This is a genomic window from Pseudomonas sp. W2Oct36, from assembly GCF_041060465.1.
In the GTDB taxonomy this organism is placed as follows: domain Bacteria; phylum Pseudomonadota; class Gammaproteobacteria; order Pseudomonadales; family Pseudomonadaceae; genus Aquipseudomonas; species Aquipseudomonas graminis_B.
Genome location: NZ_JAUERW010000001.1, coordinates 81314 through 103951, shown reverse-complemented (window position 1 = coordinate 103951; position 22638 = coordinate 81314). Strand labels below are relative to the sequence as shown.

Genomic DNA, 22638 nt, shown 5'->3' with positions numbered 1-22638 from the left:
ATTCCCCGTTCAGATTCTGAAGCTCGGCGGCCAGGCTAACCGTTGAGGATCGCCTGATGAATATGCTCCAGCGGCATGATCCGCTGGGCAGCGTTGAGCTTGATGGCCTCTTTGGGCATGCCGAACACCACGCAGCTCGCCTCATCCTGGGCAACCGTGGCAGCGCCGGCGTCGAGCATCTCCTTGAGGCCGCGCGCGCCGTCGTCGCCCATCCCGGTCATGATGATGCCGGTGGCGTTCTTGCCGGCGAACTTCGCCACCGAACGAAACAGCACATCCACAGACGGCCGATGCCGGTTGACCTGGGGCCCGTCGATCACCTGGGCGTGATAATAGGCGCCACTGCGCGTGACTATCAGATGCTTGCCACCGGGGGCGATCAAGGCCAGACCTGGGAGAATGCGGTCGTTGTTACGCGCTTCGCGGACCTCGATCGCACAGATGCTGTTGAGCCGTTCGGCAAAGGAGGCCGTGAACTTCTCAGGCATGTGCTGCACGATCACAATGCCCGGGGAGACCCTCGGCAAAGCCTTGAGCACTGCTTCCAGCGCCTGGGTTCCGCCCGTGGAAGTGCCGATCGCGACGATGCGTTCAGTGGTCTGTGCCATGGCGTGGCCAGTGGCGGCCGGGAGGATGGCGTCGGCAGTGAGCTTGCCGGCCGGCGCTACCGGAACCGGGCTGGCGGTGCGCTTTCCCAGGTTCCTGACGTTGGAGTTGGCGGCAGCGCGTATCGCGGCCACCAGCTCGGCCGCCGATTCGAGCAGGAAATTCTTCAATCCGGTCGTGGGTTTGGTGATGATTTCCACAGCGCCTGCCGACAGGGCCTGCAAGGAGGTTTCGGCGCCTTTCTGGGTCAGCGAGGAACAGATCACCACCGGCGTAGGTCGCTCGCTCATGATTTTCTTGAGAAAGGTGATCCCGTCCATCCGTGGCATTTCCACGTCCAGCACGATCACGTCGGGCCATTCCCGGGCGAGCTTGTCCATGGCGAAAATCGGGTCGGACGCGGCGCCCATGACGTGGATATCCGGCGTGTCGCTGAGAATGGCCATCAGCACCTGACGCACCACGGCCGAGTCATCGACCAGCAGTACGCTGATTTTTTTGGTAGGCATCGTGTTGAAGTGTTCCCATTGGTTGGTGCCGAACCCAGACGTTGCCGTTCCACACGTCGAACATGATCGTGCGGTGACCGGTGCTGCCCATGTCCTGAGCTGTCAGGTGCAGGTGGTAGCGCTCGGCCAAGGCCAGCGCCGCGCGAATATTCAGGCTGGCCACGTCCTCCGTGCGCAGGTCGCGCGGGTGGTCGGGAAACATCCTGCCGCCGCCGAACAGCTTGATCTGGTAATCCTGCACCTGAGTCCCGTTGATAAGGACGTGTCGAAGCAGCAATTCCATTGCCTCATCGCCATATCGGCCGTCCAGCGGCTGATCGTGACGCAGGCGTCCTGGCAGCATGAAGTGACACATGCCGCCGATCAGCTGTTGCGGGTGCCAGAACGTGATCGCCACGCAGGAACCGAGCAGTGTGCGCAAGCGCGTCGGCCGCGTCGCGAAACTGACCTGTCCCGGGGACAACACCACTTCGGCCGCGCCGACGGGCATTTTCATGGCTTGCGATAAATCGACGGCGCCACCAGCTTCAGGGTGTCGTTTACACCGTTGAGGCTTTCCGAGTGACTGATGATCAAGTAGCCGCCCGGTTTAAGCAGCGGCAGCATGCGTGCGACGACCTGGGTCTTGGTCGGCTGATCGAAATAAATCATCACATTGCGCAAGAAGATCACCTGGAACTCACCCAGGGCGGGCAGCGCTTCGTTGAGGTTGACCTGGACGAAGTTGACGCGGTTGCGCAACGCCTTGTCGATCAGAAAGGTGCCCTCCTGGCGCCCGATGCCTTTGAGGCAGTACTTGACCAGCAACGGCTGAGGCAAGGTCTCGGCACGGCCCATGGCGTAATGGCCGCTGCGCGCTTTGGCCAGCACTTGGGTACTGATGTCCGAGCCGACGACTTCCCAGGGCGTGGTTCCAAGTCCCTCGGCCAGGGTCATCGCCAGGCTGTAGGGTTCTTCGCCCGAGGAACTGGCCGCGCTCCATACCCGAAACACCTTGCCCGGCGCAGCCTTGGGCAGCACCTGCTGACGCAGGAAGTCGAAGTGCTTGGGCTCGCGAAAGAAATAGGTCTCGTTGGTGGTCAGCAAATCCAGGGCGACCTGCAGCTCGCCCTTGCGCTCGTCCTTCATGATCAGCTTGAAGTACTCGCCATAGCTCTGCAGCTCGTAATGCTTGAGGCGCTTGAACAGGCGCCCGGCCACCAGCGCTTTCTTGGCGGGTGACAGGTTGATGCCGGCCGCGCGGTACAGCCAGCTCTGGAACTGACCGAACTCACGATCATCGATGGTCGCGTTGTCTGGCATAGGTTCGGGCCTCAACGCGGATCGAGATCAAGGGCCGGCGCTTGACCGGCTTCGGCAAGGCTGGACATCTCGTCGATGGACAGCACGTTGTCCACGTCCAGCACGATCACGAACTTGCCATCGACCTTGGCCATGCCGCTGATGAAATCGGACCGAATCCGCGCGCCGAAGCTGGGCGGCGGCTCGATCTGTGAGGACGGAATCTCTTGCACCGCAGACACGGTGTCGACCAGCAAACCGATGTCCTGCGCCTGCCCCTCCTCGGTGCTCGCCTCAATGATGATGACGCAGGAGCGCCGGGTGATCGCCGAGTTGGCCCGCCCAAAGCGCGCCGAGAGGTCGACCACCGGCACCACCGCGCCGCGCAGGTTGATCACCCCGCGCACAAACGCGGGCATCATGGGCACCACGGTCAGGCTGCCGTATTCGATAATTTCCTTGATCCCCAGAATGCCGATGGCAAACATTTCGCCGCCGAGCGTGAAGGTCAGGTACTGCGCGTCCTCATCCACCGCAACTGCGGTCTGCCGAGTGGTCGTCACTGCGCCCATGTCGTTCTCCCTGTAGTCCCGCATCGATGCGTGTGATCAGAAGCGGGTGAATTCCGATTCGTCCGGGGCACTGGCCATGCTGTACGCGAACGCTTTGCGCGGCGGCTGCGGTTTCACCCGTGGCGGCTGATGGCCTGGCTTGCTGCCGGCGTTGTCCGCGCTGCTGCCTTGAGTGGCGGGCCGTGGCGTTGAATCCAGCACGAAGAAGCTCATGGCCTGTTGCAGCTGTTCGGCCTGGCTGCTCATTTCTTCGGCGGTGGCGGCCAGCTCCTCGCTGCTCGACGCATTCTGCTGGGTCACCTGGTTGAGCTGGGTCATCGCCGTGTTGATCTGCGCGACGCCGGCGGCCTGCTCTTCGGATGCCGCGCTGATTTCCTGCACCAGATCGCTGGTCTTGTTGATGGACGGCACCATTTCGCCGAGCAACTTGCCGGCCTTCTCCGCCATGTCCACGCTGCTGGAAGACAGCTCGCCGATTTCCTGGGCGGCGACCTGGCTGCGTTCGGCCAGTTTGCGCACTTCGGCTGCGACCACCGCGAACCCCTTGCCATGCTCCCCGGCCCGAGCGGCCTCGATGGCGGCGTTGAGGGCCAGCAGGTTGGTCTGGTAAGCGATGTCATCAATGATGCTGATGCGCTGGGCGATTTTCTTCATCGCCACGACGGTTTGCTGGACCGAGTCGCCGCCCTCGGTGGCTTCCTTGGCGGCTTTGCTGGCCATGCCATCGGTGACTTTGGCGTTCTCGGTGTTCTGGTTGATGCTGGCGCTCATCTGCTCGATCGAGGCACTGGTTTCCTCGACGCTGGCGGCCTGTTCACTGGTGGCCTGGCTCATCGATTGCGCGGTGGCGCTGACCTGCTCGGAGGCGCTGGCCAGGTTGTCAGCGGCGTTGCGCACCTCGCCGATGATGTGTCCCAGCTTGCCGACCATGTTGCGCATGGCGTTGAGCACCATGCCGGTTTCATCTTTCGTGCCCGGTGCGATAGGTGCACTCAGGTTGCCTTCGGCCAATTGCTCGGCGGCGCTGGCGGCTTGTCTCAGCGGACGCGAAATGATCCGCGCGATGAACACGGCCAGGCCCAGGCCGATCAACAGGGCAGCGACCAGCGCCGCGATGATCGCCAGGCGGGCGCTTTCGTACAGCGCCGATCCCTTGTCACCGGCCGCCGTTGCGCCAGCGTCGTTGAGCTCGACCATTTTCTGCAAGCGGTTGGTCAAGTCTTCGAAACGCACCTTCGACTCACCCCTGAGCAGGCTGCGGGCCTGGTCCTCTTGGTTCTGCCGGGAGAGATCGAGCACCTGATTGCTGCTGGTCAGGTAGGAAGCCCATGCGCTTTTCGCCGCTGCCAGAAGCTGACGATCTTCGTCGTTCGACAGCAAGTTCTCATAGGTGCCCATGCGGGTTTCGAACTGCTGGCGGGCCTCGGTGGCTTCCCGCTCGGCCTGGGCCTTCTCTTCAGCGACATCGGTGCTGATGTGGCGGTTTTCTTTCAAGCGATAGTTGGCGGCAAAAAAACGCATGCCGGCCGCTGCGCGCATGGAGGGCATCCAGTTGCCACGGATGTCCTGAGCAGCCTGGTTCACGGCTCCTAGCTGGTGGATGGCGAAGACGCCCATCGCCGCAGTGAGGGCCAGAACCACCAGGAATGAGCTGATCAGCTTGGTGGAAATTTTAAGATCGTAGAACCATTTCATCGTGGAACCTCCAGGGTGTTGCAAATACGTCAGCGGGCGACGACGGTTGGCGAATAAGGCGCCTGGGTCGTGCGGGCTTCCAGTTGTACGATTTGATTGAGCAATGCCGGTACGTCGAGGATCAGGGCCACCGCGCCACTGCCCAATATGGTGGAGCCGCTGATGCCGCGCAGTGCGCCAAACAACTTGCCCAACGGTTTGATCACGGTCTGGAACTCACCCAGCAGGTCGTCGACGACCAGCCCGGCCTTGTGCTCGGCATAGCGCACCACCACCACATTCTGGCGTCGGCCGGCGCTGCCTTCGTGGCTGAAATGCTCGCGCAGGTCCACCAGCGGCAACACCTCGCCACGCAGGTCCAGGTAGCCCTTGTCACGGCTTGACTGTCGCTGGTGTTCGTCCAGTTCGATGCATTCCTGAACCATGTCCAGCGGAATCACGTAGGTGGAGGCATCGATGCCGACCAGAAAACCGTTGATGATCGCCAGGGTCAGCGGCAAACGAATGCGCACCACGGTGCCCTGGCCCGGACGACTGTCCAGATCAACGGTGCCGCGCAGCAGCGTGATGTTGCGCTTGACCACGTCCATGCCGACGCCACGGCCCGACAGGTTGGTCACCGCCTCAGCGGTAGAGAAACCCGGTTCGAAGATCAGGTTGTAGATCTCCTGATCGGAGAGCACCGCACCGCTCGCCACCAGGCCGCGCTCTTGAGCCTTCTCCAGGATCCGTTCGCGGTTGAGTCCGTTGCCGTCGTCGGCGATTTCGATGACGATGCTGCCCGAGTCGTGGTAGGCGTTGAGGCTCAGATGACCCTTCCCCGCCTTGCCTGCAGCGCGCCGCGCATCGGCGCTTTCGATGCCGTGGTCCATGGCGTTGCGCAGCAGGTGCATCAACGGGTCGCCGATTTTCTCGACGACGGTCTTGTCCAGTTCGGTTTCTGCACCGCTAATGGTCAGCTCGATGTCCTTGCCCAGCTCCTGGCTGATGTCCCGCACCACGCGGCGGAAGCGGTTAAACGTGTCGCCGATGGGAATCATGCGCAGGTGCAGTGCGCCGTCGAGGATCTCCTCCACCAGTCCCGACACCGTCGACGTCGCTTCCTGCAGCGGGTCGTTGTTGCAGGAACGGGCCAACAAGCTGGCGCCGGCGCTCGCTATCACCAGTTCGCCAACCAGGTTGATCAGTTCGTCAAGCTTGTCCGCGTTGACGCGCACGTAATTGCCGTCACGGGTTTTCGGCTCACTGGCCGCCGGCAGCCGCTGCACCGACGCCGTCAATGGCCCCTGCTCTGCCTGGGCCACCAGCTCGCTGCCAATGTACACAGCACTGTCGGACGCTTCGTCGATGGCATCGATGTGCACGTCACAGTCGTCGCGCACGAAGTCGAAGACTTCATTGAGGGTGGCATGGCTGGCCGTCGAGCGCAGCTCGATCTCGAAACCCAGGTAGCAGCTTTCCGGGTCCCAGCTGTCCAGTGCCGGAATGCTGTCAGTGAGGGTCGTGACCTGGGTTATCTGACCCAGGGTTTCCAGGTAGCGCAGGAACGAGAGCGGGTCCATGCCATTGCGAAATACGTCCACACCGAAGCGCAGGGAGATATGCCAGAGCACCTCGGCCGGTGCGTTTGCACGGTCAGCAGCGCCGGCTTCTGTGTGTTGCGCGCCGGTGTCGGGGGTATGGTGCGACGCCTGATAGGTGCTCAACGCCTCGCGCAACGCCGCTTCACGCTCCAGGGCTGCCGGCTGGAGCGTCTCGCCACGACTGGCGACGACGTTGATCAGCTCCAGCATATGGTCGCCGCACTTGAGCAGCACCGCGATCAGCCGGGAGTCGACTGCCACACTGCCGTCGCGCAGTCGGTCGAGTACGTCCTCGACAATGTGCGTGAAGCTGACGACCGGGTTCAGGCCGAACAGGCCGGCGGACCCCTTGATGGTGTGGGCGGCACGAAAAATCGCGCCGATGGCATCCTGGTCGGCGGGCTCGGTTTCCAGTTGCAGGAGGGATTGCTCCATGACCTGCAACAGTTCGTGGGCCTCGACGATGAATGTCTGCAATGCCTGGTCGAGATTGATGCTCACCTGGACCTTCCTTGTCTATCAATGAACGTGCAATGAACGTGGCTGGGAGTGGCTGGGAGTGGCGTGGCGGGTACGGGTTATGAGGCCGCTTTGCGACACAGCTCAAGGGCCTGCGTGACCGCCACGCTCTGGCCGGTGACGCTCAACGCGGTGCCAGCGCTGTCGGCTTCACGCTGGATGACCGCGAGCAACTGCAGCCCCGCGCCATCCATTTCGGTGACCTGCGAGAGGTCCAGCATCAGGCGTGGCGCGCCGCTCATCCGGGGCAACAGCTCGCCCGCCAGCTCGGCAACGGTGTAGATCGTCAGCTCGCCGTCAATGCTGACGCAGGTGCTGTCGTCGAGTGTTTCGATGGTGATCGGCATCGCAGCCTCCCTCGCGCAAGGATTCAGGGCAGGATCAGTTTCGACACCGCTGCCAGCATCTGTGCGGGCTGGAACGGCTTGACCACCCACGCCTTGGCACCCGCCGCCTGCCCCTCGGCCTTTTTCGACTCCTGGGACTCGGTGGTCAGCATGATGATCGGGGTGAACTTGTAGCTGGCCAGTTTCTTGACCTCCTTGACGAAGGTGATGCCGTCCATGTTGGGCATGTTCACGTCGCTGATGATCAGGTGCACTTTCTGCCCGGTGAGCTTGCCCAGTGCATCCTTGCCGTCGCACGCTTCGATCACGTCGTAACCGGCGCTTTTCAAGGCAATGCCTACCACTTGCCGCACGCTGCTGGAGTCGTCGACCACTAATACATTCTTCGCCATGATGAGCTCCTAAAAGAAGGTGATGTCTTGAGAGTTCTGCTGCACAGGCGTCTCGCCACGATGGGTTCGCCGCTGCTCGTCGGTGGCGTAGGTAGCGTCCATTCGCGCCAGCCACTGGCGGGCGTCGATGGACGTTGCCTGGTCCGGGGCCTCGTTTGCCTGCCGTAGGTGGCCATGCAAATCTTCCATGTTGTCTCGCACATGGCTGAGGATCTGGCTCACACGGTCCTGGAATTGCAGGTCGACCAGCACCTCCGTCATCTCATCACCAATGCCGCGGCTTTCCTGCTTGAGCAGGTCCGCGGATTCGGCCAGCCGGCCAGTGATGTTATGGAAGCGTTCGAGCACGACTTGAATGCTGTATTCTGACGCGGCCACCGATTGGCTGTCCTGATCGGCGCTGCTGGAGGCGGCGTGCACCAATTGGGTGATGCCGTTATTGATGATGTCGACCTTGGCCGACATCTGCTGGCCGGTTTCACTGGATTTGCTCGACAGGCTGCGCACCGCGTCGGCCACCACGGCAAAGCCGCGACCGGCTTCACCTGCACGGGCCGCTTCAATGGCCGCGTTCAGCGCCAGCAGGTTGGTCTGCGCGGCAATGGCTGCTACGTCGGCGGCCATGGTGCGCAGTTCGCCGGTATAAGCGGTGAGGCCGCGCACCTGGGCCAGGGTCTGGTCACGGCTGGTCTGAGCGGCCTTGAGCGAGTTGATCACCTGGCTCAAATCGCTTTCGCTGAGGGACAGCACTTCAAGCGCCCCGTCCGCCGTTTGCCCGTCGAGTTCGCCGGCAGCGCGCTGGGACGCCTGAACTGTTTCCTGCAATCGCGCGGCAATCCCGATGAATCGATTGGTCAGATTCACAATCGCTTCTTCGGTCTGATGCCGTGAACTCTCCACCTGCCGGGCCCAGATCGGCATGGCGCCCAGCAGCACCTCATCGAGTTGTTCCCGCGAGTTAACGCTGTGGTTCGCCGCGTCTGCCGCCGACTGATCCGCTTGAGCCCGGGCAGTGGCTCGCAGCACCACGTGACGCTGGGAAGCAGCACTCCAGGCACCTGCGCCGAGGCCGATCAAAACCAGCGCTGCGCACGCGATGAGGTTGGGGAGAGAGGTTGACTGGGCGAGTATCCATGCAACGGCAGGCACGACCGGAATCAAAGCGAACCAGAGAACACGCGAATGAAGATGAGGGGCAATGCGAATGGATTGACGCTGGGTCATGGGTTCGATCCTTGAACAAACTTGCGTATGTAACTGACATCACGGTTATCTGCCCAGTGCGTCACAACTTGAGTCATCCCCCTCTGCCTTCCGTCTGGTTTATGACTGTCGCGTGACGCTGAAGAGGCCTGCGCTCCTTGTAACCGCCGGCCACGATGACCCGATTGAGAGTCATTCCAACGTGCCAAATCGTAAACTTTTTTGTTGCGGCACGATGCGCAAAGTGTCCGAACCCCCTGCTAACGCATTGGCAGGATGATCGGATCAGGACTGGGCGAAGATCGACCATCGTCAACATCCTGATTAAGACTTATATAAGTGTCTGGCGATTGAAACGCGCTTCCCCGGGCAACTGGCGCGCTCTGCCCTGCAACTTTCCGGCATTGGTGAAGTTTGTTCATAAAAGCATTCTGGAGAGCCGTATGGTTCAGGCCAATACCCCGACGTAGAGTGTTGTGACAGCAGGTATCCGATGGGGATTGGACGCGAAAGCAATGAGATCGCTGACCACTTACTCCATCACGGCTGATTAACTTTCTCCGAATAACCCCACTGCATAAGGTGCCCACAGGATGCGCGAGAAACGATTCGCCCTATTCACCCAAGCTCATGTCGGGGGCGCAAGGGGACTGACGCGAGCCTTCGGACTTCTGTTGGGCCTGACAGCGTTGAGCGAAAGCAATGCCTCGCCTGCGACCCCCGTGGGCCCTGCCCCCGCGGCCACGTCAGCCACCGCGCAGCTTCCGGAATCCCGTATCTGGATGACGGTTCGCGACACGCGCTTCGCGATCACCCTGGCGGATACACAAGCGGCACGGGCATTTGCCGCCCTGCTCCCACTCTCCATCGACATGCCTGACCTGAACAACAACGAGAAGCACGCCGAACTGCCGACATCGCTACCAACAAGTACGATTCGGCCCGGCACGATCCACAGCGGCGATCTGATGCTGTACGGGTCACGCACGCTGGTCGCGTTCTACGCTACTTTCTCATCGCCCTATTCCTACACTCGTTTGGGCCGCATCGACAATGCCGCCGAACTGGCCCGCGTCTTTGGCTGCGATGCAGTACGCATCGCTTTTTCAAAACAATAACGTCAGACGATTTTTCTCAAAGGGCTGCGCTTTTTAACGGCCCGTTGGTGGACATCGTTTTTATAACGAAAGCACTCACGTTGCGATTCTTGAGTGACGGCGCCTGCCGTCGTGTCGAGCGCCGCGGGCGAAGCGTGGTGCGCGTTAAATATTTAAAGACATTAACCAATTAACGAACGGGCATCCCATGAAATTACGTACTTTTGCGACAACCTTAGTGTCTGTCGCGGTCATAGCCGGCTGTACCACTGGAACACCGCGCCCTGAACCTGGAAAGTCCATCGTCGACATTAAGGCCCACGCAGGAGATGACGTGATCGCGAGACGTCTCGACGGAAATCAGGCCAACAGTTTGAATCGCTTCATTGTTTCGCCAGGCAGGCATTCGATGGAACTGGGGATTGTGATGATCGGGTATCAGAACAGTCATCGTCGCTGCACGGCAACGCTGGACTACGACGGATTTGCGGCCGATGAGCGCTACACATTGGTACAGAGCCGAGCGGATGCAGAGGTCAAGGTGTCGCTGCTGGACAGTCGAGGCGTTGCGGTGGCTCAAGCCGGCAAGGTGCCTTGCCTTTAATGAGCCCATTGGCCCGGCAGGCACTGGGAACTGAAACGAGCGTAGCATCCAGCAAATGTGTGGATGCCACGCTGGCGTTTCAGGGTTTGGACGCCGGCAACGCGAACGCCACGATCTTGTTGTTCAAGCGTGTTTTGAGCGCCTTCTTGCCCCCTGCCGCAATGACCACGAACTGCCTGCCGCTGTGGGGACCGATATAGGTCACGGGGCTGGCATTGCCGCCCCCTGGCAAACGCGCCGACCAGAGTTCTTCACCGCTGTGCACATCCAGTGCCCGAATCGTGCGCTCGGCGGTCGCCGCAATGAAGATCAGACCACTGCGGGTGCTGACCGAGCCGCCGGTCATTGGCGTCCCCACCGTCACGGGCAACATCGACGGGATGCCCAGCGGGCCGGTGTCTCTTGCCGTCCCCAGCGGTCTGGACCAGAGCAGTTTACCGCTGGCCAGATCCACCGCCGAAATCAGGCCCCATGGCGGCGCATTGCAGGGCGTGCCAAGCACCGATAAGAAGGTTGTGCCGTAAGCGCCATAAGGCGTGTTGAGCATGGGCCGCTGCGCATCACCCCCCGGGCTCTGACCGTCCGACAGCCTGAACTTGCGTTCAACCGCCTCCTCCCGGCTGACCAGTTCGACGCGGTCCACCATCCGCAGCCAGTTGACGACCATCACGCCATGGTCGAGGTCCACCGACACACCGCCCCAATTGATCCCTCCGGCCGAACCCGGCGCGATCAGCACGGGCTTGCCCAGGGTAATCGGCGTCATGTGCCCCTCGTAGCGTGACTGGCGAAACTGAATGCGGCACAGCATCTGGTCCAATGGGGTGATGCCCCACATGTCACGTTCCTGCAGCGTCGGCTGGCGAAACGCGGGCAAGCCGATCGACGCAGGCTGAGTCGCCGACAGCCGCTCGCCCTCCGCGATTCCGCCCTGAGGCACCGCCTGCTCTTGAACGGGCGCAATCGGTGTGCCCGTCTCCCGATCCAGGACGAAGACCTCGCCGCGCTTGGTCGCCTGAATCAGCGCATGGCGGATGACGCCGTCGACGGGCAGATCAACCAGCGTCGGCTGAGCCGGCACGTCGTAATCCCAGATGTCGTGATGGGTGGTCTGAAAATACCAGCGCAACCGACCGGTTTCAGCGTCCAGCGCAATGACCGAGCTGGAGACCTCGTCGTCCCCCGGCCGGCGCAAACCACCGAAGTTGTCAGGGGTTGCATTGCCCATGGGCAGATAGACCAGGCCGAGGGTTTCATCGGCGCTGATGGGTGCCCAGCTGTTGGGTGAGGACGGTGAGTAAACCTCCCCACTGGGCGGAGCACCGGCACGATCAGGCTGCTCGGAGTCATAGGCCCAGGCCAGTTGGCCGGTCGCGGCGTCGAAGGCGCGGATGACCCCGGACGGGCCGCCCCAGTACTGACCATCCGGAATACCGCCGCCGACGACCACCTTGCCGCGAATGATCTGCGGCGCCGAGCTGACGTAATACAGACCGTGCGGGTAGGCCTTGATGCCCTCTCGCAGGTCGACGAAACCCTTGTCGCCGAATTGCTCGCAGAACTCGCCTGTGCGGGCATCAAGGGCCACCAGCCCGGGCATCTGATTGGGTGCGATGATCCGTTGGGCGCAGGGCCCCTCGGCATTGGGGACCTGGTAGAAGGCGACGCCTCGGCAGGGTTTGCCGGATGCCGCCGTGCCGCCTGAAATGTCCTGATGCCAGCGCTCTTTGCCGGTTTCCGCATTAAGGGCGGTGACGCGATTCTGATCGTTACAGGCATAAAGCGTGTCGCCGACCATGATCGGCACGACTTCAAGGCCACCCTCCGGTCTCGGCCCCATAGGGCCTGTCTCAGCTTCCCAGGCGACTTGCAATTGCTGGACGTTGTCGGGCGTGATCTGCGTCAGCGGGCTGAAACGTGTGCCGCCCTGATCATTGCCGAAAGCGGGCCAATCCTGTCGAGCGGCCGCCTCGGTCATGCCGTTTGCCGGGGGATAACTGTTCGATACGCCTGCGCGCAGCAGCGGATCAGAGCCCTCGCCCGACTGGCCATGCAGCACCGCGCCCACCCCAACGCTCACCGTCAACACCGCCAGCGAGCCGAGCCATGCCGATCGGCGCGGAGCTCGAAGCCCCACGGTGCTGGCCACCAGCAGAACGGCCAGCAGCACAGGCAGTCCGAGCCGTGGCAGTAACTGCCAGCCCTCGAACCCGACCTCCCAGACACTCCATGCCACCGTCGCGGCAAGCAACATTCCGTAGAGCGGGATAACGCGAGGGTCGCGCCGGAACACGCCGACGGCGCAGATGACCCAGACGATGCCGGCCACCCCGTACCAGGCAGATCCGCCGTCACTGAGCAATACCGCGCCGCCCAGAGTCATGGCAATACCGAAAAGGGCCAATACCCCGCCAACGCAACGTCTGAAGAGTCGGACTGTTCTGTTTTCCATGCGCATGATGTGCCTGTCTGTGAAGGTCTGTTGTGCTGCGGTCGGGCTGGGCTTCGAAGCCGGATTCAGCCGCGCAAGCGACTGCCGTTCCCGACGATCAACGCACCGAGCACCAGCAATGCGGCGGCGCCCATGAACGTCGCGGCAATAGAGAGGTGATCCAGCAGCAGGCCACCCAGGGCGCCACCGACCATGATCGACAGCTGGATCGCCGCAACCAGCAAGCCGCCTCCGCTCTCCGGGTCATCACTGACGCTTTTGCTGAGCCAGGTCGACCAGGCCACCGGAATGGCGGCGTTCAGCCCGCCCCAGCAGATCATCGCCACGGCGACGCCAGGCTTCAGGTGGCCGAACAGCAGCATCAACAGCGTCACCGTCGCCAGCAGCCATGGCAGCCAGCGCAACAGCGCATACATCCGGTCACTCACCAGCGCCGTCCCCGCATAGGTGCCGGCAAAACCCGCTACACCGAGCCCCAGCAGGAACAGCGACAGCTGCGGGGTGGTCGCGTGCGTGTAGGTTTCAAGGAACGGCCGAAAGTAGGTGAAGGCCGAGAACGCACCGGCGAAGGTCAACATCACCGCGATCATGCCGAACGCCACGTGGCGACGACGCAGCAGCGCGAACAATTGACGGACCGAGCCCGCCGACTTGGGCGGCATGGACGGAAGGCTGATCCACTGCCACAGCAGGTTGATCAGCACCAGCGGAACCAGTCCCCAGAACACGCCTCTCCACCCGATGATGCCGCCCAGGTAGCTGCCGATGGGTGCCGCAAATGCCGTGGCGATGGCATTGCCGGTGAAAATGATGCCGAGGGCTTTGGGCACGGTGTCGGATGGCACGAGCCGCATGACGGTCGCCGTGGACAGTGCCCAGAACCCGCCGATGGCGATCCCCAGCACGGCGCGCGCAATCATGAGGACCAGGAAGCTCGGCGCCTCGGCAATCAGGATCAGCGAGGCCAGCATCAGACTGGTCAAGCCGATCAACACGTATCGACGATCAATGCGCCCGGCGATGACCGACATGAACAGGCTGGTGAAGACGGCAAACAGTCCCGAAATCGAGATCGCCTGGCCGGCCATTCCCTGGGTCGCGCCGAGGTCGGAGGCAATCGGTGTCAGCAGGCTGACCGGCATGAATTCGGATGAAATGAGCATGGCCACGCACATGGCCATGGCACCCACGGCGCTCCATACACCTCGATCAGGCCTGGCTATTTCAGGCTCGACTCTTTGTAGCTCAGCAGTACGCATTGACGCCCTCGACACGTGTCCGGCCCGTGCAATCGCCTCACGCCAGGGTGATGTGCGACGAGCGCCGGTTTTGATGGATTGAGTGGCGTCACGGTACAGGCGCGGTCCGCCCTCGCCTATCGGGGGTACGTGTGATGCGGTGATGAGCAATGCTCACTAATGACGGGAAGCGGGAGCACTCTGTGGGACCGGCTTTAGCCGGGAAAGCGTCAGGCGTCCCGGTTTGAGCCGTTGCGGATCACCCCAGCGGCGCGATATCCCGGATCATGTCGATCAGCAGACGCAGCCCCAGCGGTTGCTGGCGATAGCTGGAGTAGTAGATGTGGAACCCCGGGCTCACGCACGCCCAATCCTCAAGGACGAGCTTAAGGGAACCGCTCTTCACATAAGGTGCGAGGATCGGTTCAGCGGCGTAAATCAGTCCGCTCCCTTCACAGGCCAATGCAATCGCGATTCGGGTCTCGTCGAGAATCACGCCACCGAACACCGGGACCGCCAGCTGCACGCCTTCTTTCTCGAATTCCCAGTCGTAAAGTTTGCCGGTGCCGACCTTGAACTTGAGGCAGCGATGCTGCTTCAGGTCTTCAGGGTGAACGGGAGTGCCCCACTTGCGCAGATAGTCGGGCGTGCCGGCGACCAGCCAGCGCACATCCGGCGACAGCCGATGGGCAATCATCCCTTCCGGCACGGTCGCGCCAAAGCGCATGCCGGCGTCAAAGCCCCCCTCCACGACATCGACCATGCTGTTGGAGATCGAAATATCCACTTCGATGTCGGGGTAACGCTCACCGAACAGCGGCAGTACGGGCGCCAGCAGCAACAGGGCGGCGTCGCTGAACACATTCAGCCTGATCCTCCCCGTGGGCTCGTCCCGGTAACGGTTAAGCACCTCCATCGCCTGGTCGATGCGGTCGATGGGCTCACGAATCGACGCCAGCAACTCCTGACCGGCAGCGGTCAACGTGACATTGCGGGTGGTCCGGTTCAGCAAGCGCACGCCAAGCCTGGCTTCCAGCGCCTTGATGGCATGGCTGAGGGCCGACGGGCTGATGCCGACTTCCAATCCCGCACGGCTGAAACTAAAATGCCGGGCGACGGCCAGGAAGTACATGAAATCGGCGAGGTTGGCACGGGTGAGCTGCATCATCTACCTACGCTAGGTGTGAATCGGACCGGCAATGAACGGGTCGATCAACCCGAATGCGTGCGTTGCGCGGAGTATATCCGGGTTGACCGGCCGCTTTAGACGAGCTTGGCTCATTACTGCGCTGAGGGTCACTCAGCAGTCAACGCGTGTCGGGCAAGGATCATCGGGAGGCCTCGTACTGGGCATTGGAAACGGGCTCCATCCACTCCACATTCTGGCCATTGAGGGATTCCTGGATCGCCATGTGGGTCATGCCCGTGCGGGCCGTGGCCCCGTGCCAATGCTTGACGCCGGGCGGCGTCCAGATCACGTCTCCCGGACGAATCACCTGTTTCTCCCCGCCTTGTTGCTGCACCCACCCCGTGCCTGCGGTCACCACCAGCGTTTGCCCCAACGGATGCGTGTGCCAGGCGGAACGCGCCCCCGGCTCGAACGTGACATAGGCCGCCGTGACCCGGGACGGCTCATGGGCGGATACCAAGGGATCGATGCGCACCGTGCCGACGAACATCGCCGGGCTCCCGAGAATCGAGGATTGGGAGCCGTTCGGGACGACGGTCATGGCGGGCGTGCTGTCGTCCGCCTGAACCTTGGCGAGCATCAGCATCATCCCCAGCGTGGTGATTGCTGCGACTGTGTGCATGGGCGAGCTCCTGGGTAAATGAGATGTCCTCATCAACCTAATTCACGCGGCAGCGATGTACTACAGGGCCCTGTGACAAACAGCAGTGAGCGATGCTCATGAATTCAGGCTGATCACCCCTCTCCTGAAACGCACAACACTGCGAAGGTGTTCAACGCCACCACGGCGCCGTTAGCCCTGCTCAGGGGTGAATAAATCAGACCGTTTCAAGTAATCGGCAATCGCCGCCAATGCCTGCGCCGGGGAATTGAGCGCGGTATCTACGGTGAAGGGTTCTGTGTCCCAAGATTCATACTCATGATTCAGCACGGATTGCCAGGTAGGAGGCGTCAGCCCCGGGATATCGACCTGCCTGGTCTCCACCCTGCGTCGATGCTCCATCCTGTCGGAACAGATGACCTGAAGATTCACCAATGGAGCACCGGATCGAGAGGATATGGCGCTCCATTCTCTTCGGCTTTCAAGCACGGGATTCACACAATCGACAACCACCGTGCCGCCCAAATCAAGGTTGCTGGCCGCCAACCCGTAGGCAATCAGATACCCCGTGCGGCCCACATCCCGCGCAAAATCCGGCGAATCACGAAGGGCTTGTTCAATCGTATCGATGCGCACATAAACAGCACCCAGCGTTGCGGCCAGACCCTTGGCGATGGTGGTCTTACCGGTACCGGGCAGACCACTGAAGACGATGAGCATTTGAGGCCCCCATAGGATGTGCTGTTCAAGCAGGCTAATTTACTCCTGTGAGGGATGCCAACGCCGCCGGTGGTGTTCAAGATCAAATAAATCAGACCCTTTGAATATTCCCGCTGCTCGAGTTGTTTCGCAAAAAGGCGCAGAGCTATCAGGCACGCTGGAACCGGTTGCGCGTTGTTGAGCGCGAGCCCGATTGCGGTCTCCAGGAAAGTTTCAAAAACCCCACGCCAGCGCGCTTAAGTGACGTCAGACTTAAGTGAACCGGCCCGTATTAAAAAACGTGACGTCAATTTACCGACTGCAAATTTACGCTCTAATCCCTCGAAAACCCAAAACCGTCACATTCCCGACGAAACGCACTTTCACCGCATTGCCTTCTGCCATCACCTCCCCTCAGAATCGCCACACACCCGCTGTCCCGCGCCGTGATTTGCCAAAAAGGAATGAGAGCAATGAAGAGCATCTTTGTGGTTGTAATGAGTATGTGTTCCGGTGCGGAAGGATGTGTGGACGAGAACCAGCCGACGGCGTATTCGACCCGCGCAGAATGCATGGAGAGCGTCGCGCTGATGCCGACGAGGAAAGGCATCAAATACCACTGTTCTTCGGTGCCTCAGGTGCTGATCACGCAGCAGCGTCGCACCACCAAAAACCACCTCGTGACCAACTCCGCCGAAGCGTCTGTCCGCCCTTGAGCGGCAACGCCGGGTCGGGATAAACCCGGCCCGGCGCAGTTCATTCCTGCAGCAGCTGATTCAGCCCGCGGCCACCACGGTGATTTCCACCAGCAAATCCGGCGCGGCCAGACGTGATTCCACGGTGGCCCGCGCGGGTGCGTGCCCTTCCGGTGCCCAGGCGTCCCAGACTTCATTCATGCCGGCGAAATTCGCCGCGATGTCCGAGAGCCAGACCTGTGCGGTGAGAATCCGCGTCTTGTCCAGGCCGGCCTTGGCCAGGTAGTTGTCGATCTTCTCCAGCACTTGCGCGGTCTGCCCTTTGATGTCGAGGGTGCGATCCGTCGCGGTCTGGCCGCCGAGGAAGGTAAAGCCGTTGCACTGCACGACGCGGCTCATGCGTTGGTTGGTTTCGATACGGTTGATTTCCAGCATGTGAACTCCTGATGGGTCGGTAGGGTGTACGGAATCAACGGGCCACTGACGGTACGTTGATCGGGATGTGGGCGTCGTTGAGGCGGGTCTTATCAAAGCAGGCGGTATCAAAGCGTCCTATGTCGAATGCCTCCAGCGAAATGTCCGAATGCTCGCCAAGGATCTGCTGGGCCAGGCGCTTGCCGGTGCCGGGGCCCATCTGGAAACCGCTGCCGCAGAATCCGAACGAGTAACTGAGGTTACTGGCCTTGCGGCTGGCCCCTATCACCGGCAAGTCATCAGCGGTAAACGCTTCGACGCCGGCCCAGACCCGATTGACGCCCAAGTGCTTGAGGTGGGGAAACAGGTCGGTGACGGTCCTCGCGCTGATGCCCAGGCGCGCCAGATCCACTTCGCCGTGGCGCGCCGGGAAATCCACGCTGCCAATCAGCTTGCCGCCAATCACCACGGTGCCGTTGGCGAACTGCTTGAACGACAGCGAGCGACCCGTTGCGCCCAGCACCGGCGCGCAAAACGGCGCGACGCGGTGGGTCACCATCAGCATCAGGCCCTCGGGATGAGCCGGCACCGATTCGCCGACCTGTTCTGCCAGCTCCCGCGCCCAGGCACCGGCGGTGATGACCAGATGCCCGGCGCTGAACACCCCGGCGGGCGTGGTGACCTGCCATCCACTGCCCCGTTGCTCTATGCGCTGCGCCGGCGTCGTTTCAAGCACTTTCACGCCGAGCTTTTCGGCCGCCAGCCGAAAGCTCGTCACCGTCTTGTAGGGAATGGCGTAGCCGTCGTCCTTGACCCAGATGCCGCCGACCACATGCCGGGCGACAGTCGGAATGATCTCGAACACCTGTTGAGCGTCGATCAGCACTTCGTGGGTGAAGCCGAGGCGCTGCAGATGTTCGACGCGCTGTCGGCATTCGTAAAGTTCTGCAGCGGTTTCCGCGAGTTTGAGTTGGCCGCTGGGGACGAAACCGCCGTCATCGCTCAGCGTCTGGACAAGGTCGTGCCAGAGTTCGCGGGACGACAGCGCCAGCGGGATTTCCGCCTCGTGACGGCCCAGGGTTCGAACCCCGCCTGCGTTGACCCCGGAGGCATGACGGCCGCAGTAATCAGCCTCCAGCACCGTGACCTCAACGCCGCGCTGGGCCAGATGCAGTGCGGTGCTCAGTCCATGAATGCCGCCGCCTATCACCAACACGTCGCTGTGCCTTGCCCGCGCCTCACTCACCGGCCAGTTCCCCCAGGGTGATGGGCTTGATCGGCGGGCGAATGCGGTAGTAGCCGACTTCCGCCGCCGACACGCCGCGGGCCTTGGCGATCACTTCGGTCACCGTCAGGCCGCACATCCGCCCCTGACAAGGGCCCATGCCGCAGCGGCCGAAGGATTTGGCCTGATTGGGGCCGGCGCAGCCCAAGGCGACGAACTTGCGCAGGTCCCCCGCCGTGACTTCCTCGCAGCGGCACACGATGACTTCGTCGGCGGGAATGCGGTTCGCTTCCTTCGGCTGATAAAGCGCATCGAGAAACGGCCGAATGCGCAGGTTCAACGCCAGCTTTTCACGCAGCGGCGCGGCGCGTTGATCACGCTGAACAGCATCGAACGTTCCCAGCCGTTGTCCAATGCCCAGCGCCGCCAACTCCCCCTGCAACGCCGCGGCCTGGGCACCGCCAATGCCGGCACCGTCACCGGCGACGAACATCCCCGGCACGTCCAGCTCACCCCACGGGTCGATCACCGGGCTGAAGCACAGCTGGTCGACGTCCCAGTGATGGCGTGCGCGCAACGACTGACTGAATTGAATGTTCGGGACCACGCCCTGATGCAGCAGCACGCAGCGCGCGGCAATACGCTGAGCCTTGCCGCCGACGGTGAAGGTCAGCGCGGTGGCGGCTTGGTCCCCTTCTATCGCCAGATGCTCGGCGCCGGTGTGGTGCGCGATGCGGGCGCTGCGCAGGCTGCGCATCAACTCCAGGCCCTTGCGCAAATACGGCCAGGCGCGCAACGCCGCGAACAGATGACGCCGGGCCCGCCAGTAATCTTCGGGGCGCGTGGTGTCGACCAAGGCCTTGATCGGCACGCCGGCGCGCAGGTATTGCCAGCCCAGCAGATACAGCAGCGGGCCGCAGCCGGCCAGGACCACCGGCTCGGTCGGGGCCAGGCCTGCGCTTTTCAGCAGAATCTGCGCAGCGCCTGCGCTCATGACGCCGGGCAAGGTCCAGCCCGGGATCGGAAACGGCCGTTCCATGGCGCCAGTGGCGAGCAACACGGCCTTGGCCTGCAGGGTGCGCAGACGCCCGTCGCGCAGGTAGCTGACCTGATGATCCCGGGTCACTTGCCAGACCGCCGCGCCGTGTTCATAGCGCACGGACGAAGACGCCAGGGCCTGGGCGAGCACGTTGCCATGGGCGTAGTCCGCGCCAAGAAGGTTCCGCCGCGACAGGGGCGCGAGGGTGATGCCGCGATAAATCTGCCCGCCCGGGCTGCCCTGCTCGTCCAGTAACACCACCTGCAGGCCGAACCCGGCCAAGGCCACCGCGCCTGCCATACCGGCGGCACCTGCGCCCACGACGACCACGTCCACCGCTTCCACGACACCGCCAAAATGATCATTCATGACTGCACCTCGACGGTCTGCACGCTGGCGGTCTGCGCACTGGCGGTCTGCACATCGCCGGGTTGGAAAATCAGATCCCGGGCGCCTTCCTGGGAACGGATGCGCATGCCGTCCGCCACTTCGATCAGGCAGCTCTGGCGATTGGGCACGCCGTCGATGTCCACCAGGCACTCGAAGCACACGCCCATCATGCAATACGGCGCCCGGGGCGATTCGCTCACCGGCGTCGCGCGAAAGCGGTTGATGCCAGACATCAGCAGTGCTGCTGCCACGCTAATACCCGCCGGCACCTCAAGGGATTGGTCGTTGAAGCTGAGGCTGACAGTCCGCGTCGACCTGACTTCACTCGTGACCGGTTGAAACAGCGAATCAGTGCGCATGGGAAAACACCTTGTCAGTCAGGAAACGCTCGCCGGCAAATACGCCGAGCTCGTCGGGCATGGCGCCGCCCATCACCCAGGGCGCGATGCGCAGGGCATGGGCAGCGGCCAGGGTCACGCCACTGTGGCAGGTGACCACGAAGGCGCCCGGGTGGCTGGCCGATTGCTGATAGATGGGGAAGCCATCAGGGCTAAGGACCCGCAGCGCCGCCCAGGCACGAATCAGCCGCACCTCCCGCAGTAGCGGAAAGGTCGCCACGCCGCGCCGGGCAATGGCTTCCAGCACCTGGGTGGAGGTGCTGTCGTCGTACCCCACCTCCTCCATCGAATCGCCCAGCTGAACGGTGCCTTCGTCGGTCTGCCGAACATGGACCGTCGGGTGATCGAGAAACGGCCGCACCCGCTCGCTGACCAGCACTTGGCCGCGATTCGGCGCCACCGGCGCATGCAGGCCCACCTGCCGGGCCAGCCCCGGATTGCCCAGGCCGGCAGCGAGTACCACCCGTGGCGCGATGAAGCGTTGAGTGCCGGCGGTGACGCAAAACTCACCTGTCGCGCCGTCGATGCGATCCACCTGAATGCCGCCGTGAAACCGCGCGCCTTTGGCCTGGGCCGAGGTGTGCAGCGCGCGCAGCAGTTTCAGCGGATTAACGTGACCGTCCTGGGGCGTGTAGCTGGCGCCCACCACGGAGGGGCCGATCAACGGCAGGCGCGCTTTGAGTTCAGCGGCGTCGAGCATCTGGAACGGGTAATCGCCGAGGGCGTCCTGCAGGGTTTGCAGGCGTGACTGTCTCTCGATCAGCTCCTCGTCGCTGAAGCACATATGGAAGCCACCGGGCTGGTGGAGCTGCACGTCCACGCCGCTGTCGGCCATCAGCGCCCGAGCGAAGTCCGGCCAGCGGGTCGCTGACGACTGCGTCCAGCGCGAATAGTCCGGCAGGTCGTGGCCCTTGCCCTGGACCCAGACCAGGCCGAAATTGCCCCGCGAGGCGCGAAACGCATCGTCGCCCTGGTCCAGCACCACGGTGTCAGCGCCGCTGCGGGCCAGGCCGTAAGCGACTGCCGTCCCCACCAACCCGCCACCGATGACGATCACGTCCGACTGAATGTCCCTCTGTGTGCCCTGGCTCATTTGCCTTCTCCAATCAACACCCGGTCCAATCCGACCATTCGGTCCAATATCAGCATCAGCAGCAACGTGCCGACGATCAGCACCGTTGAAACCGCCGTGATCAGCGGGTCGATGGTCTGGGAAATCTGGTTGTACATCGCCACCGGCAGCGTAGTGGTGCCGGGGGTGGCGACGAACACGGTCATGGTCAGTTCGTCGAAGCTCTGAATGAACGCAAGCATCCAGCCGCCGACCACCCCGGTGCGAATCCGCGGCAGCACCACCCGGTAGAACGCCGTCCAGCGACTGGCACCGAGTGACAGCGCGGCGTGCTCGATGTCCCGCTCAAGGCCGATGGTCGAGGCCAGCGTCAGGCGCAACGCATAGGGCAGCACGACAATCACGTGGGTCAGGGTCAGCGCCCAGAACGAGCCGCCGATCTGCGCCAGGGAAAAGAAGCGCAGGAACGCGATGCCGAGGACCACCGACGGAATCATCAGCGGCGACAGCAAAAAGCCGGTGACCGCGCCCCGGCCAGGAAAGTCATAACGGCTGATGGCCAGTGCCGCCGGAATCGCCAGCAACGCGGCGATGGTCGCCGACGCCAGGCCGAGCTTGATCGACAAGGCAAAGGCATCCAGCATTTCCTGATTGTCCGCCAGCGCCCGGAACCAGCGCAGCGACAGGCCGTCGGTGGGCAACGACAGGTAGCCCTTGCTGGTGAACGCCATGGCCATCACCACCACCAGCGGCGCGACGATGAATGTGACGAACAGGGCATGGAACAGCAGCGAGAAAAATCCGTTCTTGTGCATGGT

Annotated in this window: 23 protein-coding genes; 3 read left to right on the top strand and 20 right to left on the bottom strand. The window is 62.5% G+C overall.

The genetic code is table 11. From position 1 onward, the window contains the following. Nucleotides 1-35: 35 nt before the first annotated feature. The 9 genes from QWI18_RS00410 to QWI18_RS00370 all read right to left on the bottom strand — a co-directional run bounded on the left by QWI18_RS00410 (nt 36) and on the right by QWI18_RS00370 (nt 8728). Nucleotides 36-1115: a chemotaxis response regulator protein-glutamate methylesterase gene (locus tag QWI18_RS00410; protein WP_369317884.1), complete on the bottom strand. Its 1080-nt coding sequence runs from the start codon at nt 1113-1115 to the stop codon at nt 36-38. After that, entirely contained in the window at nt 1078-1611 is a 534-nt protein-coding gene (cheD, locus tag QWI18_RS00405; protein ID WP_369317883.1) for a chemoreceptor glutamine deamidase CheD, read from the bottom strand. The genes QWI18_RS00410 and cheD overlap by 38 nt, the downstream gene beginning before the upstream one ends. Further along, on the bottom strand, nt 1608-2417 hold the full coding sequence (locus QWI18_RS00400; RefSeq protein WP_369317882.1) for a protein-glutamate O-methyltransferase CheR: 810 nt from the start codon (nt 2415-2417) through the stop codon (nt 1608-1610). Before QWI18_RS00400 ends, cheD begins: the two co-directional genes overlap by 4 nt. 11 nt (nt 2418-2428) lie before the next feature. Beyond that, nucleotides 2429-2968, bottom strand: coding sequence for a chemotaxis protein CheW (locus QWI18_RS00395; protein WP_369317881.1), 540 nt, complete (start codon nt 2966-2968; stop codon nt 2429-2431). Between the two features lie 36 nt (nt 2969-3004). Continuing rightward, nucleotides 3005-4663: a methyl-accepting chemotaxis protein gene (locus QWI18_RS00390; RefSeq protein WP_369317880.1), complete on the bottom strand. Its 1659-nt coding sequence runs from the start codon at nt 4661-4663 to the stop codon at nt 3005-3007. 29 nt (nt 4664-4692) lie between these two features. Next, nucleotides 4693-6747, bottom strand: a complete 2055-nt coding sequence (locus QWI18_RS00385; RefSeq protein WP_369317879.1) for a chemotaxis protein CheA — start codon at nt 6745-6747, stop codon at nt 4693-4695. Between the two features lie 77 nt (nt 6748-6824). Continuing rightward, nucleotides 6825-7112: a lipid asymmetry maintenance protein MlaB gene (locus tag QWI18_RS00380; RefSeq protein ID WP_065990831.1), complete on the bottom strand. Its 288-nt coding sequence runs from the start codon at nt 7110-7112 to the stop codon at nt 6825-6827. A gap of 23 nt (nt 7113-7135) precedes the next feature. Further along, complete coding sequence (locus QWI18_RS00375) at nt 7136-7504, bottom strand: response regulator (protein WP_065990830.1); 369 nt, start codon at nt 7502-7504, stop codon at nt 7136-7138. Between the two features lie 9 nt (nt 7505-7513). Beyond that, complete coding sequence (locus tag QWI18_RS00370) at nt 7514-8728, bottom strand: methyl-accepting chemotaxis protein (protein WP_369317878.1); 1215 nt, start codon at nt 8726-8728, stop codon at nt 7514-7516. A gap of 761 nt (nt 8729-9489) precedes the next feature. On the opposite strand from QWI18_RS00370, the gene QWI18_RS00365 reads away from it, so the two are divergent. Both QWI18_RS00365 and QWI18_RS00360 read left to right on the top strand, forming a co-directional pair. Further along, a complete protein-coding gene (locus tag QWI18_RS00365; RefSeq protein ID WP_369317877.1) occupies nt 9490-9825 on the top strand; it encodes a cyclophilin-like fold protein in 336 nt (111 codons plus the stop codon). Between the two features lie 187 nt (nt 9826-10012). Further along, a complete protein-coding gene (locus QWI18_RS00360) occupies nt 10013-10408 on the top strand; it encodes a hypothetical protein (protein ID WP_244656934.1) in 396 nt (131 codons plus the stop codon). A gap of 79 nt (nt 10409-10487) precedes the next feature. Here the strand turns inward: QWI18_RS00360 and QWI18_RS00355 are convergent, their stop codons facing one another. From QWI18_RS00355 to QWI18_RS00335, 5 genes are all read right to left on the bottom strand, one after another. Beyond that, complete coding sequence (locus tag QWI18_RS00355; RefSeq protein ID WP_369317876.1) at nt 10488-12860, bottom strand: pyrroloquinoline quinone-dependent dehydrogenase; 2373 nt, start codon at nt 12858-12860, stop codon at nt 10488-10490. A 65-nt stretch (nt 12861-12925) separates the two neighbouring features. Continuing rightward, nucleotides 12926-14035 carry an MFS transporter gene (locus QWI18_RS00350; protein WP_369318159.1) on the bottom strand — a complete coding sequence of 370 codons (1110 nt, stop codon included), beginning with the start codon at nt 14033-14035 and terminating at the stop codon, nt 12926-12928. Between the two features lie 322 nt (nt 14036-14357). Further along, nucleotides 14358-15263: a LysR family transcriptional regulator gene (locus QWI18_RS00345; RefSeq protein WP_369317875.1), complete on the bottom strand. Its 906-nt coding sequence runs from the start codon at nt 15261-15263 to the stop codon at nt 14358-14360. A 163-nt stretch (nt 15264-15426) separates the two neighbouring features. Next, nucleotides 15427-15873, bottom strand: a complete 447-nt coding sequence (locus tag QWI18_RS00340) for a cupin domain-containing protein (protein ID WP_244656952.1) — start codon at nt 15871-15873, stop codon at nt 15427-15429. 207 nt (nt 15874-16080) lie between these two features. Continuing rightward, on the bottom strand, nt 16081-16608 hold the full coding sequence (locus QWI18_RS00335; protein ID WP_369317874.1) for an AAA family ATPase: 528 nt from the start codon (nt 16606-16608) through the stop codon (nt 16081-16083). A 452-nt stretch (nt 16609-17060) separates the two neighbouring features. Between QWI18_RS00335 and QWI18_RS00330 the strand changes: the two genes are divergently transcribed. Beyond that, nucleotides 17061-17303, top strand: coding sequence for a hypothetical protein (locus QWI18_RS00330; protein ID WP_065990812.1), 243 nt, complete (start codon nt 17061-17063; stop codon nt 17301-17303). Nucleotides 17304-17363: 60 nt separating this feature from the next. Here the strand turns inward: QWI18_RS00330 and QWI18_RS00325 are convergent, their stop codons facing one another. From QWI18_RS00325 to QWI18_RS00300, 6 genes are read right to left on the bottom strand one after another with little or no spacing between them, the layout of a single operon-like run. Then, a complete protein-coding gene (locus QWI18_RS00325; protein ID WP_065990810.1) occupies nt 17364-17717 on the bottom strand; it encodes a RidA family protein in 354 nt (117 codons plus the stop codon). Between the two features lie 34 nt (nt 17718-17751). Continuing rightward, nucleotides 17752-18912, bottom strand: coding sequence for an NAD(P)/FAD-dependent oxidoreductase (locus QWI18_RS00320; protein WP_369317873.1), 1161 nt, complete (start codon nt 18910-18912; stop codon nt 17752-17754). A 22-nt stretch (nt 18913-18934) separates the two neighbouring features. Next, nucleotides 18935-20329 carry an NAD(P)/FAD-dependent oxidoreductase gene (locus QWI18_RS00315; protein WP_369317872.1) on the bottom strand — a complete coding sequence of 465 codons (1395 nt, stop codon included), beginning with the start codon at nt 20327-20329 and terminating at the stop codon, nt 18935-18937. Then, nucleotides 20326-20709 (bottom strand): (2Fe-2S)-binding protein, encoded by a 384-nt coding sequence (locus QWI18_RS00310; protein ID WP_369317871.1) that lies wholly within the window; start codon nt 20707-20709, stop codon nt 20326-20328. Before QWI18_RS00310 ends, QWI18_RS00315 begins: the two co-directional genes overlap by 4 nt. Beyond that, complete coding sequence (locus QWI18_RS00305; protein ID WP_369317870.1) at nt 20699-21841, bottom strand: NAD(P)/FAD-dependent oxidoreductase; 1143 nt, start codon at nt 21839-21841, stop codon at nt 20699-20701. The genes QWI18_RS00310 and QWI18_RS00305 overlap by 11 nt, the downstream gene beginning before the upstream one ends. Further along, nucleotides 21838-22635 (bottom strand): ABC transporter permease, encoded by a 798-nt coding sequence (locus tag QWI18_RS00300; protein ID WP_192131696.1) that lies wholly within the window; start codon nt 22633-22635, stop codon nt 21838-21840. The genes QWI18_RS00305 and QWI18_RS00300 overlap by 4 nt, the downstream gene beginning before the upstream one ends. Nucleotides 22636-22638 lie beyond the last annotated feature (3 nt).

Excerpts from the sequence above, each read along its gene's own strand:
- QWI18_RS00365 (WP_369317877.1), top strand. The coding sequence starts at position 9,490 with ATGACGGTTCGCGACACGCGCTTCGCGATCACCCTGGCGGATACACAA.
- QWI18_RS00335 (WP_369317874.1), bottom strand. The coding sequence starts at position 16,608 with ATGCTCATCGTCTTCAGTGGTCTGCCCGGTACCGGTAAGACCACCATC.
- QWI18_RS00325 (WP_065990810.1), bottom strand. The coding sequence starts at position 17,717 with ATGCTGGAAATCAACCGTATCGAAACCAACCAACGCATGAGCCGCGTC.
- QWI18_RS00315 (WP_369317872.1), bottom strand. The coding sequence starts at position 20,329 with ATGAATGATCATTTTGGCGGTGTCGTGGAAGCGGTGGACGTGGTCGTC.
- QWI18_RS00330 (WP_065990812.1), top strand. The coding sequence starts at position 17,061 with ATGAAGAGCATCTTTGTGGTTGTAATGAGTATGTGTTCCGGTGCGGAA.
- QWI18_RS00310 (WP_369317871.1), bottom strand. The coding sequence starts at position 20,709 with ATGCGCACTGATTCGCTGTTTCAACCGGTCACGAGTGAAGTCAGGTCG.
- QWI18_RS00375 (WP_065990830.1), bottom strand. The coding sequence starts at position 7,504 with ATGGCGAAGAATGTATTAGTGGTCGACGACTCCAGCAGCGTGCGGCAA.
- QWI18_RS00350 (WP_369318159.1), bottom strand. The coding sequence starts at position 14,035 with ATGTGCGTGGCCATGCTCATTTCATCCGAATTCATGCCGGTCAGCCTG.
- QWI18_RS00360 (WP_244656934.1), top strand. The coding sequence starts at position 10,013 with ATGAAATTACGTACTTTTGCGACAACCTTAGTGTCTGTCGCGGTCATA.
- QWI18_RS00355 (WP_369317876.1), bottom strand. The coding sequence starts at position 12,860 with ATGGAAAACAGAACAGTCCGACTCTTCAGACGTTGCGTTGGCGGGGTA.
- cheD (WP_369317883.1), bottom strand. The coding sequence starts at position 1,611 with ATGAAAATGCCCGTCGGCGCGGCCGAAGTGGTGTTGTCCCCGGGACAG.
- QWI18_RS00380 (WP_065990831.1), bottom strand. The coding sequence starts at position 7,112 with ATGCCGATCACCATCGAAACACTCGACGACAGCACCTGCGTCAGCATT.
- QWI18_RS00340 (WP_244656952.1), bottom strand. The coding sequence starts at position 15,873 with ATGCTGATGCTCGCCAAGGTTCAGGCGGACGACAGCACGCCCGCCATG.
- QWI18_RS00300 (WP_192131696.1), bottom strand. The coding sequence starts at position 22,635 with ATGCACAAGAACGGATTTTTCTCGCTGCTGTTCCATGCCCTGTTCGTC.
- QWI18_RS00410 (WP_369317884.1), bottom strand. The coding sequence starts at position 1,115 with ATGCCTACCAAAAAAATCAGCGTACTGCTGGTCGATGACTCGGCCGTG.
- QWI18_RS00370 (WP_369317878.1), bottom strand. The coding sequence starts at position 8,728 with ATGACCCAGCGTCAATCCATTCGCATTGCCCCTCATCTTCATTCGCGT.
- QWI18_RS00400 (WP_369317882.1), bottom strand. The coding sequence starts at position 2,417 with ATGCCAGACAACGCGACCATCGATGATCGTGAGTTCGGTCAGTTCCAG.
- QWI18_RS00390 (WP_369317880.1), bottom strand. The coding sequence starts at position 4,663 with ATGAAATGGTTCTACGATCTTAAAATTTCCACCAAGCTGATCAGCTCA.
- QWI18_RS00395 (WP_369317881.1), bottom strand. The coding sequence starts at position 2,968 with ATGGGCGCAGTGACGACCACTCGGCAGACCGCAGTTGCGGTGGATGAG.
- QWI18_RS00305 (WP_369317870.1), bottom strand. The coding sequence starts at position 21,841 with ATGAGCCAGGGCACACAGAGGGACATTCAGTCGGACGTGATCGTCATC.
- QWI18_RS00345 (WP_369317875.1), bottom strand. The coding sequence starts at position 15,263 with ATGCAGCTCACCCGTGCCAACCTCGCCGATTTCATGTACTTCCTGGCC.